Origin of the sequence: Kolteria novifilia (assembly GCA_007748055.1) — a bacterium.
Taxonomy (GTDB): domain Bacteria; phylum Planctomycetota; class Planctomycetia; order Kolteriales; family Kolteriaceae; genus Kolteria; species Kolteria novifilia.
Map to the genome: position 1 here is coordinate 663,492 of CP036279.1, position 14,603 is coordinate 678,094.

Below are 14,603 nucleotides of genomic sequence, written 5' to 3' on the forward strand. Positions count from 1 at the left end.
TTGTCATCAAAAATTGCGAGGAATAAGTCGTACTGTATAAGTGTCGCGACTTAGTCGAGTTTTCCGCTCGCGCGAGCCGTTCGCCATCTAGCCTTCATGCCCGCGCGTGTCCTTCTCTTGGCATGGCCACCGGTGATCGAAAGTTCCACGAACTCACCTTCCGAACGGGAACCTCAAGAAATGACAGAGCCCCCGGGGGAACCAGGGGCTCTGCACGGTTGACGAGGTTGCCTCGGGGGGAAGTAAACTACCTCTCACGCGGCGTAGGAGGCTGAGGCGCCCTCGTCGGGGGGCTCGTCGGTGTCGGCTGGGGCAAGGCCGACGCTTGGTCGATGAGCTTGAGAAACCCCTTGCGGTAACCGCCCTTGTCCGCGCCGATGCCCTCTTCGGCGAGCCGGCGAGCAAGCTGGAACGTCGCGTTGCCCTTGTAGGGCGAATCGCGAAGCAGCATCCCAAAGGCCGCCACGGCGCTGGCGAACTTGAAGTCCCCGGTCGCTCCCTCGTAGCCGTGCCCCGGGTCGGTGAGCGACTGTTCGATCAGCTTGCTGGTATCGCCGTCGGGGGCCTTGTAGCGGAGCTTGACCGTCAGCATCTCGCGGCTGAGCTTCGCCTGCTCGGTCACTTTGGACTTGGTCTGATACTTCAGTCGATCGACCTTCGCGAGGGGCACCGGCTGCCCGGCCGGAATGATCTCGTAGAGCGCGGTCACGCTGTGTCCGGCTCCGATCTCGCCCGCGTCCTTGGTGTCGTCGTTGAAGTCCTCGGCTTCGAGGATCCGGTTCTCGTAGCCGATGAGCCGATAGGCCGCGACTTGGGCGGGGTTGAACTCGATCTGGATCTTGACGTCCTTGGCGATCGTCACCAGGGTACCGCCGATCTGCTCGACGAGGAGCTTGCGGGCTTCCTTGAGCGAGTCGACGTAGCCGTAGTTGCCGTTGCCCTTGTCGGCGAGTTGTTCGAGCGTCGCGTCCTGCAGGTTCCCCATGCCGAAGCCGAGGATCGAGAGAAAGACGTTGCTCTTGGCCTCCTTTTCAATCAGCCGGACCAGTTCGCCCCGATTGGTGGTGCCGACGTTGAAGTCGCCGTCGGTGCAGAGGATGACGCGGTTGACGCCGTCCTTGATGAAGTGCTCGCGAGCGGTCTTGTAGGCGAGCTCGATTCCCGAACCGCCGTTGGTCGAGCCGCCGGCGTTCAAGCGATCGAGAGCCGCGATGATCGTCTCCTTGTGATCGCCGCTGGTCGAGGGAAGCACGAGTCCCGACGCCCCGGCATAGACCACGATCGCGACCCGGTCGATCTCTCGCAGCTTGTCGACCAGCAGCGTCATCGCCGCCTTGACCAGCGGGAGTTTGTTCGAGGGACGCATCGAGCCGGAAACGTCCAACAGGAAGACCAGGTTCGTCGCGGGCCGCTCGGCTTCGGAGACCTCCTTGCCCTTGAGGCCGATCCGCACCAGCCGATGATCGGGCTTCCAGGGCGTCGAGGCGACCTCGCAACGACAGGCGAACGGCACATCGTTCTTGGGCGGGGCGTCGTCGAAGCGGAAGTAGTTGACCAACTCCTCGATGCGGACCGCGTCCTTAGGCGGCCGTTGACCATGGCTTAAGAACCGGCGGATGTTCGAATAGGAGGCGGTGTCGACGTCGATCGAGAAGGTCGACAGCGGGTTCTCCCCGACCGCGAGGAACGGGTTGTCCTTCACGAAATCGTAGGCCTCGCGATTGAACTTCTCCCGCGGTTGTTGCGGCTCCAGAGGATGGACGTCGGGAAGAGCCATCGCTCTCTCGCGAATCTCCTTCTCGGGGATGAGGCCGAACCCGTCCTCGATCTTGCTCTCCCGTTTGAGGTCCTGTTCGGTGCCAGCGAATCGCTTCCTTCCCAACTCCGCGGAAGCATCTCGTTTCCGGCGGAGCCGATCGTCCTCCGCGGCCAATCCGCGAGCGGCCATTTCGCTCTTCTTGGCGAGCGACTCCTTCTCGGCGTTGATGCCGCCCTTGTATCGGTAGTGATCGACCTGATTGCTCGGAGCGGGCGCCGATGGCCGCTTGGCGGCCCGTCCAACCTTGATCGCATCGAAGTCGGTCTGGGATTTGGCGATCTGGGGCTCGACGAGTAGATTCACCTTCTTCCCCGCCATCGCCCCGGCGGAGTTGGCTAGGCCTTGGGCACTCTGTTGGCGTTTCAACTGTCGACCTTCTTCGTCGATCTCAAAGAGTTGAACGCTCCCACGATTGGAGCGAGTTTGAACCTTCGATGGGGCAGGAGTCTTCTCGACCATCCGTCGATTCACTCCCGAGGCGACGCTCTCGTCCATCACGATCCCGCCACCGCCGATGCCCCCGCCCGAGGCGGGTGGCATTCGCTCATGGAGAACGAGCGAGCCGCCATCGCCACGGGTTGTTGTCGTCTTGTCCGCGAGCGGACCTGACCCCATGTAGCGCCGTTTGATTCCATCCGACTTGTCATTCCCGACGAGAGGCTCGCTCGCCAGTTGGTTCCTTGGCGGGCCATGACGACGCGTGTCGACGGAACTCAACTCGGAAAGAATCCGGTCACTTCGTGGCCGCGATCCTCTTGAGAAATGACCACTACCCGGAGGGGCGGAATACGCGAGCTTCCGGTCACCTTCCGGCTGGGCTGCTTGGCCGGACCGGTCGCGACCCCACTTGGCTTCATTGGCTTCTTCCCAGGCAACGGCTGGAGACTCTCCACTGCCCGGTGCCGGCTCGGCTTCCACCAGTGACTCCTCAACCGCGTCTTGCCGAGCCATGCGAACCGGCCCTTGTAGCGCCGGGAACATCACCGCGACCAAGAGACACGCGGCCGCCGCGAACGACAGCGGAATGATCCACTTTCGACCGTTGCGACTTGGAGTTGGGCCAGGGGTCGGAGTCGGAGCGGACGCGGGATTCTCCGCTTGGCGGGCGATCTCCTCGCGCTGCTCGGACGAGAGCGACGGAGTCGGCTCTTGCGCCAGCTCCTTGCCGAGCATCGTCGCCAGCTCTTTCGTCTCCTCCACGAGCCGGCGGGCCTCCTCGTCGGAAGAGAGGTAGGCCTCGACCTCGGCTCGGTCGGTCTCGCTCAACTCGCCCAAGGCATACGCCGTCAATCGGGGGTCATCGTGATGAAGGGACATGCTTATTCTCCTTGAGCGAGCGGGGTGTGGGGCGTGGTTTGGTGGGTCATGCGTTGGCGGAGTCGTTTGAGCCCTTCGTGGATCAGGACGCCGACATAGCTCTCGCTGTGCTTGGTGACGCGGCTGATCTCGCGGTAGGAGAGACCCCCTTCGAAGCGGAGGCGAACGACCTCTTGATGCCTGGGGGGCAGGGCTTCGAGTTCCCGCTTGAGGTTGATGGCGTCGTCGCGGACTTCGGCCGATTCCGCCGGCGTCGGGCACGTGCTCGGCCTGCTCGAGGCTTGAGCGTCGTCCAGCAAAGTCATCCGTCTCTCCTTTCGACAGACGTCCAGGGCGCGGTTGCGGCAGACGGTGTAGAGCCACTCGGCCAGGTGATCCTCGACGTCCGAGCGCGGGGCGTGGCAGAGACGCAGCATCGTCTCCTGCACCACGTCGCGAGCGCGGTCCCAATCGCCCACGATCCGTGCGGCGTAGCGCACGAGTTTGCCCTCGTAACGCTCGAGCACCGAGGCGATCCACGTCGAATTGGTCGATTCCGCCGACTGCGTCATCGGCACTCCCATCCCCTGGCCAGTGGTTCTTGGCCGTTGCTAACCCTTTGACGCGAGAGACCGTCGGATCTTAGCGAGATTTTTGGGGAATTTTTTAGGGTTACCCCAGGGAACGTTGTCTCTGGGCAAAAAGTAGGGTGGGTCTTGACCCACCATCCGCGAACCACGGGGGGCGAGGATGCGGTACGCCTGTGGGGTTGGAGTATCCATCATCCGGGAACGTGATTCGTTGGCGTCGCCGTCGGAGAACACAAACACAACTCCGTTTGGCGGACCCAGGCACCGCGGCAGCGCCGTTGGGGTACCATCTGGGTTGCGGAACCATTCAAATCCAAACGCAAACCCCGAAGCGGGTTTGACGGGTTCGAGTACCTGTGTTGTCATGATGGTGGCACCAGGGTCGAACCCTTGCAGGGTTCGGACGGTATCGCCGATGGTGACCCAAGGTGCGCTGCGCGACCTTGGGCTGTGATGTTCAATGCCTTCGGCATACCGGAAGGATGGGATTCGTCGCGGAGTGTCCCGGCGCTCAGTCGTCGTGGCGCGAAGGATGACGGCGAACACCGTGGGGCGGGATGTTTCTTGCCAAGCGAAGAGCCCCCCTCTAACTCCCCCTTGGACAAGAGGGAGCAGAAGAGAGGTGTTTCCGATCGTCAACGGCGAGAGCCACCGTCGACGCCGTTGGAGTCCATCGCGCAGCGCCGGCTGGGTTGCGGAACCATTCAAATCCAAACGCAAACCCCGAAGCGGGTTTGACGGGTTCGAGTACCTGTGTTGTCATGATGGTGGCACCAGGGTCGAACCCTTGCAGGGTTCTGATCGGGCCACCGATGGTGACCCAAGGTGCGCTGCGCGACCTTGGGCTGTGATGTTCAATGCCTTCGGCATACCGGAAGGATGGGATTCGCCGCGGAGTGTCCCGGCGCTCAGTCGTCGTGGCGCGAAGGATGGCGGCGAAAACCGTGGGGCGGGATGTTTCTTGCCAAGCGAAGAGCCCCCCTCTAACTCCCCCTTGGACAAGGGGGAGCAGAAGAGGCTTCTCGTGGAAAAGGGGGAGCAAGAGACCTGGCCGCTACGGCGAGGCCTTCAGGCTTCGCTCGGAGACGAGAGGGTCCTTGGGCTTGGGGATGAGCCGCTCGCCGAAGTCGCGGGCGTTGGCCTCTTCGCCGCCGGAGATGGTGATCAAGGCGTTGACTTGATCGGTGGGCAAATCGTGAGGGATATTCAAGACCTCACCACGCGCGAAGAGAGCCGTGATGCGACCCTTCTTGTCGACCTCCATCCCGGTGATCGGGTCGTCGGGATTCCAGGGGAAATCTTCGGGCTTGGTCCAGGGGACGGCGCGCTCGGGGGCGGCTTGGACGGCGACGATCGTCTTGGCGGGAGCCTCGACGAGCGGCGTCCAATCGGTGTCGGTGAACACCTCTCTCCCTTGGGGAAGGCCGCCGACGAACGCGGTGCCCGGACCGCTGACGCCGAGGACTTTCGTCATCCCCTTCTGGGCCAAGTCGTACTCCGTCGGGGCGTAGACCTTGGGGATCTTCTCAAGCAGTTCCTTGTTCGCGGGGCTGTCCCACGGCTCGTCGAGCTTGAACTTCGCGTAGAGGGCCTGGGCCTCGGGATCGCGAAGGTGGGGGAGGATCAGCACCCGCCAACTCAGCAGCGGCTTGCCCTCGGCGTCGATACTGTGCTGCGGCGGAAAATGGTTGTTCAGCGTCGTCGTGTTGTAGTCGAGCAACCCTTCGCTGATCGTGCTCCAACGCTTGTGTTTGACGCGTTGCTGCTCCTGCCAGATCGTGTCCTCGAACGTGCCGCAGCCCGTCAGCATTCCGAGCAATCCGACGCCGATCAAGAGCGGGGGACATAGGTGGCGAAGCATGAGCGGCGACTCCCTGGCGGTAAGCTCACTGTCATCGGTTCCGGTCGTTCGGTCGGTGGTCCGACCCAGCGCCGGCGTCATTATGCGCTGAACGGTCCCCAACGTCCGGCGGTCGCGCGCAGAAGTTCTCCTTGCTCGGTTCCGGCCACTTTGGGGAAAGGATCTTCGGGCTGACGCGGCAAGTCGCTAGAACGAAGTCATGACGATGGCACAACGCAGCGGTCGATGGTCGGCGCTGGCCTTTGGGGCCGGATTCGAGGGGGCACTCGCGCTCGTCGCCCTGCTGCTTGGTTGGATGACCGGCTTCTTCCCCTTCGCGGGCACCCCCTGGACATGGGGCGACGGGCTGCTCGGCGTGGTCGGGACACTACCCCTTCTTTTGTTGTTCGTCTTGCTGGTACACTGGCCGATCGGGCCGCTGGTTCGCATCCGTGCGATCTTGCAGCAGACGCTCCTTCCCTTTCTCGCCCCCTGCCGGGTGGGAGATCTCGCCCTGATCGCGCTGCTTGCGGGCGTGGGCGAAGAGATGCTCTTTCGCGGGTGGATGCAGCCGCTGGTGGCGAGCTGGATCGGTCCGGTCGGCGGATTGCTGATTGCGAGTCTTCTCTTCGGTTTCGCGCACTATGTCTCGATGGCGTATCTCGTGATCGCGGCGGGGATTGGGGTCTACTTGGGTCTCTTGTGGATGGTCACGGGGAACCTCTTCGCGCCGATCGTGACGCACGCCCTCTACGACTTCGTCGGGCTGATCTACTTGCTGCGCGTCCACCGGTGGGGTGGATCCGAGGCTCCCGACCCTATCGTGCCCGAAGACGACGATTTCACGCCGATTCCGACCCGAAAAGGGCCCGTTTCCAACCAAAACGGCCCGATTCTCAACCAAAATGGACCGATTTCGAACCAAAACCGACCGAAAGGGGAGCAGGAAGAGATGAAAGCGGCCTACATCGAACAGACCGGTCCCGCCAACGTGATCCAGTTCGGGGAGCTGCCCAAACCGACGATTTCGGGCAACGAGGTGCTCGTCCGGGTCGAGGCGGCGGCCCTCAATCCGGTTGACACCTACATCCGTTCGGGGGGCATCCCGATGGAGTTGCCTCAGCCCTTCATCGTCGGCTCGGACCTTGCCGGGGTGATCGAAGACGTTGGCCCCGACGTGACCGAACGCAAGGTGGGTGAACGGGTTTGGTCGACGAACCTGGGGTCGTTCGGTCGGCAGGGGACGTTTGCGGAGTACGCCGCCGTCGACGCGAGCTGGCTTCGGCCGATTTCCGAGGGAGTGGATTCGAAGGACGCGGTCGCGATGGCTCTCGTCGGGACGACGGCACACTTGGGGCTCTTCGAGCGGGCCCAACTCCAGGCGGGTGAAGTGTTCTTCATCAATGGTGGTTCCGGGGGCGTTGGCTCGGCCGCGGTCCAGATGGCCAAGATCGCCGGGGCGACCGTGATCACCACTGCCGGGAGTGAGGAAAAGGCTGCGATCTGTCGCGAACTCGGTGCCGATCACGTCCTCCTCTACAAGTCGCAAGACGTCGCGGCGGAAGTCGCCAAGATCGCCCCCGAGGGGATCGATGTCTATTGGGAGACACTCCGCGAACCGAACTTCGAGCAGATCGTCGGCATGATCGCCCGCAACGGCCGCATCGTGGTGATGGCGGGCCGCGACGCCACTCCTCCTTTTCCCGTCGGCCCGTTTTACGTGAAGAACGCGAGCCTGCTCGGACTGATCATGTTCGCCTACGACGCCGAGGGCCAACGCAAGTCGGCCGAGGATATCTCGCGTTGGATGGCCGAGGGAAAACTTCGCTCGCGGATCGACCGGGTGATGCCGCTTGCCGAAGCCGCCGAGGCTCACCGCATCCAGGAGGAGAGCACCGTCGCCAAGTCGGGGTCGCTCTCCGGGAAGATCGTCCTGGTCCCGTAATCGTCCGGTCCAACGACAGCGTTGGGTGCCACTGGCTGCTTGTCGGCCCGTGCCAACGGGTTTGGGCTAAATCAACAGCAAGTTCAAGTTGGAACAGGCCGCTCGTCCCGGAAATGCTCCATCAAGCGAGTCGTCGTCTTCGGTGGGGCCTTCGCGGAATTCGGATCAGGCTACCGCGAAGCTGGAACCGCCAGGAACTGCTCGACGTTGGAGCCCCTATCCTGCAAGCGAACCCGGACGGGTGTGAGCGAACCGTCCGAGCATCTGCCCATCGAGTCGCTCGGCGGTGTCGAGCAGCGCCGTCGCGGCGGGCTCTTCCGTTTTCTCGACCTTGGGGGGCAGCGAACGAAGGACGCCGGAGATCATCACGATCACCGCGGCCAGTCCGCAGTTGAGTCCTAGCCAGAACAACGGGTTGTCGCGCATTCCCTGCATCCCCTTGCTGCGTCCCACCATCGCCGAGGCGATGAAGAATACCCCCATCGCGAGCAGGAACTTGAGACCGAAGAGCATGTGCCAGACGGGTGTCCGCTGGGGGGCGAGGATGATGACGTTGTAGATCCCGCTGATGAAGATCAGGGCGATCAGCGTATGGACGAACATCTTCCACCGGCCGACGACCAGGGAACGGAGTTTGTCGTGCTGTTCGTCGCTCAGGGCGACAGTGGCGGCGGGAATCAGGACAAAGCGGGTGAAGACGACCCCGCCGACGAGGACGATCACCGAACCGATGTGCGTCCACCGCGCGAGGACGGTGAGCCAGTTGATTTGATCCATGGTATCTCCTTGAGGATTGACCGCGAGCGTGGCTTCCGGCTGTTCGCGGCCTTGAGAAAGACTTTATGAACCCGAGCGGGCGAGTTCCGTAACTGTTGGCGGTTGGGTGAGCCCGCATTCCCGTAGGGCAGGCCATTTGCCTGCCGTCGCAACGCGGGGAATCGATTGGATACGAAGGTGCTTCGGGTGGCCCAAATCGTTCGTCAGCCTGGGTGACGCAGCCACATGAGACTTCTGAGACGACAGTCAGGTAACCGTTCACGGTTTGGTGACAAGGGAAGGGCAGGGTCGCGATCGGAAATGAGCGTCGTCGGGTGGCCCAGGTTGCTCGCCAACCTGGGTGGCGCAGCCACAAGAGTCTCCGGGTAGAATGACCCAGTAGGTTGGTTTGAGTGCGCAACGCGTGCCGAGAAGTCTTGGCATCGTGTCAGGAAGGAGTCAAGCAACGAGTCCCCATCTTCCAGGGATAGGTCGAGTCGGGTGGCCCAGGTTGCTCGCCAACCTGGGTGGCGCAGCCACAAGAGTTTCCGGGTAGAATGACCCAGTAGGTTGGTTTGAGTGCGCAACGCGTGCCGAGAAGTCTTGGCATCGTGTCAGGAAGGAGTCAAGCAACGAGTCCCCATCTTCCAGGGATAGGTCGAGTCGGGTGGCCCAGGTTGCTCGCCAACCTGGGTGGCGCAGCCACAAGAGTCTCCGGGTAGAATGACCCAGTAGGTTGGTTTGAGTGCGCAACGCGTGCCGAGAAGTCTTGGCATCGTGTCAGGAAGGAGTCAAGCAACGAGTCCCCATCTTCCAGGGATAGGTCGAGGCATTTAGTGTCGCAACAGACGGAACTTGCAATGAGGCGAGTGTCTCCAAGTTGATGAAGGAGGATCGCTATGGGAGAGCTTCATGGCGCATTCCACAGTGCAATCGGTGCGTCTCTGAAAACCGAACTCGTGCGCAGAATTGTTGAGAACCACGGGCACAAGGTGACTGACGATGAACTCAGTTCGTTGGTTGAAGCCCTTTCAAGTGGTGCGGATAGCGTCGAGATACCGAGTGAGTTCGCCGATCAGACGATTTGCATTCCGGTCACACAGGACGATGTCGATCGCGCCTATATCGGGCATGAAGAGTCGATTGATGACACTGTGGGGCCTGGGCTGCTCCGAGTCATTGAAGAAGTCGTGCCAAGCATCCAACGATCTTTGTATGTCGAATTCCCGAAAGAATTGGAAGAGTTGCGTGTGACTGAGCGAGCCTTCGAGCAGCGACTTTACAGTCGTTGGAGGGAAGGGATCGATCGCTTGGTCTTGCTCATTGAGATTGCTACTCAGGCAGGTGGCATGAACCTCGCGGAACTCAGAAGCGACTCCGACAGTGACTCTCCATCTCCGGATCCTTCTCTTGTGGAGGTTCTCGTTGCACTCCATTGCCGCGCATGCCGAATGGCACGAGAGATCGTTTGACTACTGAAAGGCGGGTATGCTGATGGTGCGCATGCACGTTGGCGCTCTCTTTACGAAATTGCCGTCGTTGCCCAGTTTGTTTCGGAGCATCAGGAGAACACGCCCCAGAGATACCTAGACCATGCGGCAGTGGAAAGGTATCGCGCGGCAAAGAAGTATCGATTGCATTGTCAGACGCTCGGCTACGATCCTTTCACTAATGAGGAAATGTCGAACTTGAAGAATGAGTCGCTCGCTGCTGTCGCTAAACACGGTGTGGGATTCGACTCGGACTATGGCTGGGCGGCTCAGGCGCTTGGAATTTCTAGACCGAAATTCACGGACATTGAGTCCAGTATTGACATGTCCCATTGGCGTCCCTGGTACGGTCTTGCATGCCAGAGTGTGCATGCTGGATCTCAGGGTCTACAGTTCTCACTTGGGTTGCCTGGCGACGACACCGGATGCCTCCTTGCCGGTGCCAGCGACTCTGGTCTTGCTGGCCCTGGTCATCAGGCGGGGCTTTCACTGACAATGGCTACCGTTGCACTCCTCACCGTTGACCCGGTAGTTGATGGCATCGTCATATGCCACTGCATGTTGAGAATCTGCAACGATGCCGGTGAGGAGTTCATGCGCGCCCATGAGAATACCGGATACGATACAGAGGCGTCAGCAGACTCCGGCTAGCCTTCAAAGAATTTCGGTATCCATTTCCTGGCACAGCTTGCATGCCCCGTTGGTACCACCTTCGCCTGCCAGGAGCGATCATGACAAACAGACCCTCTCTATCTCGCCTTTGAACAGGGAGGCCAAGAGAACGTAGGGCAGGCCATTGCGGATCTTGGGCCTCTTGCGTGCTGCGCGCGCCCAGGTTGACGAGCAACCTGGGCCACCTGGGGGTTGATTGACGAGCGACCGGAGCCACGCCCTCCTCCCGCGATTCCCTTCGCGGAGAGAAAAACTGATCGCGTGGGATTTGACGGGACGATAGTGATCATGTAGATTGTTTACATGTGAACTAATGGCGAGACACCATGACCAGCCGGCTTGGACGAGAACTGAAAAAGAAGGGGGCCTTCGAGTCCCTCGAGCAAGAGGTGATGCTGAACCTCTTTCGCAGCAGCGACCAGTTCGAGAACCGCTTCGGGCGGCTCTTCCGAGTCCATGGGCTGACCGCCTCGCAGTACAACATCCTCCGGATCCTGCGTGGAGAGGGCAAACCATTGCCCTCGCTCGAGGTCGCCGAGCGGATGATCCGGGTTGTCCCCGCGATTACCGGGTTGATTGACCGCCTGGAGAAAGCGGGCTTGGTGACCCGGCATCGCTGCGAAAAGGATCGGCGGGTCGTCTACGTCGCGATCACCGAGAAGGCGACGACGCTGCTCGCGGAGCTAGACGCCCCGGTGCTCGATCTGCACGAGGAGCTGCTCGGCCATCTCTCGCGGGCGGAGCTCAAGGAGCTTGATCGCCTCCTGGAGAAGGCTCGTTCGGTCCTCTCCGAGGCGAGCGCCGCCGGGTAGTAGCGTCGTGTTTTTTTGGCGTGATAGTTGATGTGTAAATGATTGTTATGGCATCTATTTGTCGCGGAAAGGGGGGCGACTCACGATGATCGACATTCGAAAGGCCGACCAACGCGGCCACGCCGACCACGGCTGGCTCGACACCTACCACACCTTCTCGTTCGGCACCTACCACGACCCCGAGCAGATGGGCTTTCGCTCGCTCCGCGTGATGAACGAGGACGTCGTCGCGCCGGGCCAGGGGTTTGGAACGCATCCGCATCGAGACATGGAGATCGTCACCTACGTCTTGGAAGGGGCTCTCGAGCACCGCGACTCGATGGGCAACGGCGAGGTTCTGCGCCCGGGCGAATTCCAGCGGATGTCGGCCGGGACCGGCATCACCCACAGCGAGTTCAACCCCTCCAGCCAAGAGTCGGTCCATCTTTATCAGATCTGGCTCTTCCCGAGGGAGAAGGGCGTCGAGCCGAGCTACGAACAGAAGACGTTTGACGAAGCAGAGCGAGCCAATCGACTCCGGTTGGTGGCGTCGCCTGATGCGGCCGAGGGTTCGCTTCGGATCGGGCAAGACGCGTCCATCTACCTTTCGAATCTCGAGCGAGAGAAGGATCTTCGCCGCGCGATCGAGCCGGGAAGGCACGCGTGGGTTCAGGTCCTTCGCGGAGCCGTCACCGTCAACGGGATCGATCTCGAGACCAGTGACGGGGCGGCCATCAGTGGTGAGTCCGACGTTCGGATCGTCGCGACTCAGCCAGCGGAAGTCATGGTGTTCGACCTGAGTTGACAAGTTCGATCACAGGGTCTGGAGAAGGAGTGAGTGATGCAGTCGTTCGTTCAAGGAATCGCGACGGTGGGGGCGCGGGTGATGATCGCGACCATCTTCTTCATGAGTGCTGTCGGCAACAAGATCCCCAACTTCTCGAAGGTGGCCGAGGTGATGGGAGGGCAAGGTGTCCCCGCGCCGCGGTTGCTGCTGGTCGGGGCGATCGCGTTTCTCGTGCTCGGCAGCCTCTCGATCATCGTCGGGTTCAAGGCTCGCCTGGGCGCGGCGCTGTTGCTGGTCTTTCTCGTCTTGGCGACGTACTTCTTTCACGACTTCTGGACGTGGCCTCAGGACGCGATGTGGGTGCTCAGCAGCAACCCGGACGTGAAGATGCCGGTGGCCCAGGTCGAGATGATCGGCTTCATGAAGAACCTGTCGTTGATGGGCACGATGCTCTTTCTGATCGCCAACGGTGCCGGGCCGATGAGCGTCGACGCGATGCTTGCGCGGAAACGCGTATTGGGGTCGACTCCCTCGTCAAGCGAGACGGACCGTGTGTCCTGAATGGCAGGTTCGTTGCATGAGATTCTGTCCTTCGTTCGCGCGGGATCTCGGCAAGACAAGAGTGCATCCCGCATGTCCACGGCCAGTGTGAGTCATTCCGGCATGCCCACGGCCAGCGTGAGTCATTCCGGCATGCCCACGGCCAGCGTGAGTCATTCCGGCATGCCCACCGCCAGCGTGAGTCATTCCGGCATGCCCACGGCCAGCGTGGGCATGGCCCCCCCCCCAAGAGTTGATTGGGTCATGGATCCTCCAACGGGGATCTGGCGGCCGAGTGACGAGGGGCGATGTCAAGAGAACTTGACGCCCCGGCGGCTGAATTGTTGGGGTTTGTGGCTTGGGCGGAGCGTGAGGGCGAGGCTCGCGGGGGCTCCTCTTGGGGCTCGGAAGATTCCACTCAAGGTTTGGAGGGATGCTGGCCGATCTAGGAAGTGCGGGGCTATGAAAGGGCATCCGAACGGAGCGAGTTCTCATGCCGAAACCAAAACTTCGGATTCTAAGCACCACGGGCGAGCATGAGCCGACGAATCCGCAGGCCAACGTCCCGGTGAAGTTCCGGGACATCTTCCCACTCTTGATGTACGCCCATCGTCACGACTGCACGTGGCTTCGCGATTTCGCGGATGACGACGTCGTCGTGACCCAGGATCTCGCGGACATCCTTTCGCAGTTCGCCAACGTCCTACAGTCCCGCAAAGGGGCTTAGCAGCGCGTCGATCTAATCGCGGCGGACGGCGAACGGCTCTCTTGACTAGTCTCCGTCTCAAGAGTCGGCTCTGGCTTCGGCTGGCTACGTTGCCGCGGGACTTTGTCGGTCTGCATCGACGAATCCAACGGATTCGCCTGTTTCGACCTCCTCGTCCCCCACCAACTCGCTGTGCCTCGGGCCGACGATCAACTTTTGAGACGAAGCCTAGTCTCCGCGTCGACGAAACTCGACGAATCTACGGATTCGCCTGCGTTTTTCCCCCTTGATCTTGGCCAACACGGCTCCTTCGCACGCTGACCCGCTTCGGTCAACGGACTGCCAAGCGGTCCGGCAGCGAAGAGATCAACGGGCTTGGTAGGCCAATCACCACGGTGGCCTCTTGGTTGCGCTCTCCTCGCGTGGGGTGGGATCAGCCGTCGACGAGCTCGAGCGTCAACCACAGACTCGGGTCCTCCCAGTAGGGGAACTCTGGTCCCGTCCCGGAGATCTGATCCCCGAGTTCGTGGTCGCGAATCCGAACGAAGAACCCGAGGCGGCGGTTGACGTCGGGGTCGAACCCGGAAAGAACCGCCGCGGGGAGAAATGCCTCCATCTGGTAGTTGCGAATCGGGGCCGGTTTGCCCTTCGAGGTCGTGATGAACTCGCCCTCCTCGTCGAGAGGGTGTCGCGCGAGCCTGACCGACGAGAGGTCGGCTTGGGGAGCTTCCTCGTTGGCTCGATGGATCTTCTGTTGGCTGATGGAGGGAAGTCCGTCGCTGCCGCCGTCGTGGACCGCGATCGTCAGGCGTTGGCAGTAGCGCGAGGCGCGGTGAATCGTTCGGGTGTCGCGGGTGTCGAGCCAGAGGGAGAGCCCATCGCAGGACTTGGGCCGGTCCGATTCGCCGTGGATCGGCTCGGTCTTGCCCCAGACGCGCCACGCGAGCCCGAGCCCCTGTTCGTTCCATCCCATCCAAAGATCGGCGAAGTGCGGCAGGCCGTCCATCTCGCCGAGGTGGGGGAGTCGGGCCTGGTCGGGAAGGTCGACGATGTGATTGCCCTTGGTGGGCATCCGCGCGACCTTGGGGCAGGCGAGGGTGAAGCGAAAGAGGAACTGTTTGGGGATGAGTTCGGCCATGGCAACCCAGGTTCGTGGTTCGAGTCGAGCGGTCCGCGCGCGAGCGGTCCGGTGGTTCGTGGCGATTCGTTGACGATGGAGTTGATTGTAGAAGGGGTCGCAAGGAGCGTGGGCGCAAAAAAATGACCAGGAGGCGGGCCCGAAGGCCCGGTCTCCCGGTCGGGGGGGTGACTCGTTCGGCGATGGAACATCGCGCACGCGTCGGCGTCACCGCATAGGCCATGAACGAAGGA

At 61.7% G+C, this 14,603-nt stretch carries 12 protein-coding genes; 7 read left to right on the forward strand and 5 right to left on the reverse strand.

Translation table 11 applies throughout. The features are described 5' to 3' along the window. Positions 1 to 247: 247 nt before the first annotated feature. The 3 genes from Pan216_RS28005 to Pan216_RS02485 all read right to left on the reverse strand — a co-directional run bounded on the left by Pan216_RS28005 (position 248) and on the right by Pan216_RS02485 (position 5,566). A complete protein-coding gene (locus Pan216_RS28005; protein WP_419193178.1) occupies positions 248 to 3,136 on the reverse strand; it encodes a YfbK domain-containing protein in 2,889 nt (962 codons plus the stop codon). Positions 3,137 to 3,138: 2 nt separating this feature from the next. Continuing rightward, positions 3,139 to 3,687 (reverse strand): RNA polymerase sigma factor, encoded by a 549-nt coding sequence (locus tag Pan216_RS02480; protein ID WP_145254337.1) that lies wholly within the window; start codon positions 3,685 to 3,687, stop codon positions 3,139 to 3,141. A 1,072-nt stretch (positions 3,688 to 4,759) separates the two neighbouring features. Then, the gene (locus Pan216_RS02485; protein ID WP_419193179.1) at positions 4,760 to 5,566 is read right to left on the reverse strand and encodes a DUF1559 family PulG-like putative transporter; all 807 of its coding nucleotides are present in this window, start codon (positions 5,564 to 5,566) and stop codon (positions 4,760 to 4,762) included. A 205-nt stretch (positions 5,567 to 5,771) separates the two neighbouring features. Here Pan216_RS02485 and Pan216_RS02490 point away from each other — a divergent pair, with 205 nt between their 5' ends. Continuing rightward, positions 5,772 to 7,490 (forward strand): zinc-binding dehydrogenase, encoded by a 1,719-nt coding sequence (locus Pan216_RS02490; protein ID WP_419193180.1) that lies wholly within the window; start codon positions 5,772 to 5,774, stop codon positions 7,488 to 7,490. A gap of 216 nt (positions 7,491 to 7,706) precedes the next feature. On the opposite strand, the gene Pan216_RS02495 is transcribed toward Pan216_RS02490, so the two are convergent. Then, positions 7,707 to 8,267: a hypothetical protein gene (locus tag Pan216_RS02495; RefSeq protein WP_419193181.1), complete on the reverse strand. Its 561-nt coding sequence runs from the start codon at positions 8,265 to 8,267 to the stop codon at positions 7,707 to 7,709. Between the two features lie 878 nt (positions 8,268 to 9,145). On the opposite strand from Pan216_RS02495, the gene Pan216_RS02500 reads away from it, so the two are divergent. The 6 genes from Pan216_RS02500 to Pan216_RS02520 all read left to right on the forward strand — a co-directional run bounded on the left by Pan216_RS02500 (position 9,146) and on the right by Pan216_RS02520 (position 13,253). Beyond that, positions 9,146 to 9,718, forward strand: a complete 573-nt coding sequence (locus Pan216_RS02500) for a hypothetical protein (protein WP_145254346.1) — start codon at positions 9,146 to 9,148, stop codon at positions 9,716 to 9,718. 3 nt (positions 9,719 to 9,721) lie between these two features. After that, positions 9,722 to 10,387 (forward strand): DUF5677 domain-containing protein, encoded by a 666-nt coding sequence (locus Pan216_RS28010; protein ID WP_419193644.1) that lies wholly within the window; start codon positions 9,722 to 9,724, stop codon positions 10,385 to 10,387. Between the two features lie 347 nt (positions 10,388 to 10,734). Next, complete coding sequence (locus Pan216_RS02505; protein ID WP_145254349.1) at positions 10,735 to 11,220, forward strand: MarR family winged helix-turn-helix transcriptional regulator; 486 nt, start codon at positions 10,735 to 10,737, stop codon at positions 11,218 to 11,220. Between the two features lie 85 nt (positions 11,221 to 11,305). Next, positions 11,306 to 12,004, forward strand: coding sequence for a pirin family protein (locus Pan216_RS02510; RefSeq protein WP_145254352.1), 699 nt, complete (start codon positions 11,306 to 11,308; stop codon positions 12,002 to 12,004). A gap of 36 nt (positions 12,005 to 12,040) precedes the next feature. After that, positions 12,041 to 12,547 carry a DoxX family protein gene (locus Pan216_RS02515; RefSeq protein ID WP_145254355.1) on the forward strand — a complete coding sequence of 169 codons (507 nt, stop codon included), beginning with the start codon at positions 12,041 to 12,043 and terminating at the stop codon, positions 12,545 to 12,547. Positions 12,548 to 13,019: 472 nt separating this feature from the next. Then, positions 13,020 to 13,253, forward strand: coding sequence for a hypothetical protein (locus Pan216_RS02520; protein ID WP_145254357.1), 234 nt, complete (start codon positions 13,020 to 13,022; stop codon positions 13,251 to 13,253). 412 nt (positions 13,254 to 13,665) lie between these two features. On the opposite strand, the gene Pan216_RS02525 is transcribed toward Pan216_RS02520, so the two are convergent. Continuing rightward, positions 13,666 to 14,370 (reverse strand): DOMON domain-containing protein, encoded by a 705-nt coding sequence (locus Pan216_RS02525; protein WP_145254360.1) that lies wholly within the window; start codon positions 14,368 to 14,370, stop codon positions 13,666 to 13,668. Positions 14,371 to 14,603 lie beyond the last annotated feature (233 nt).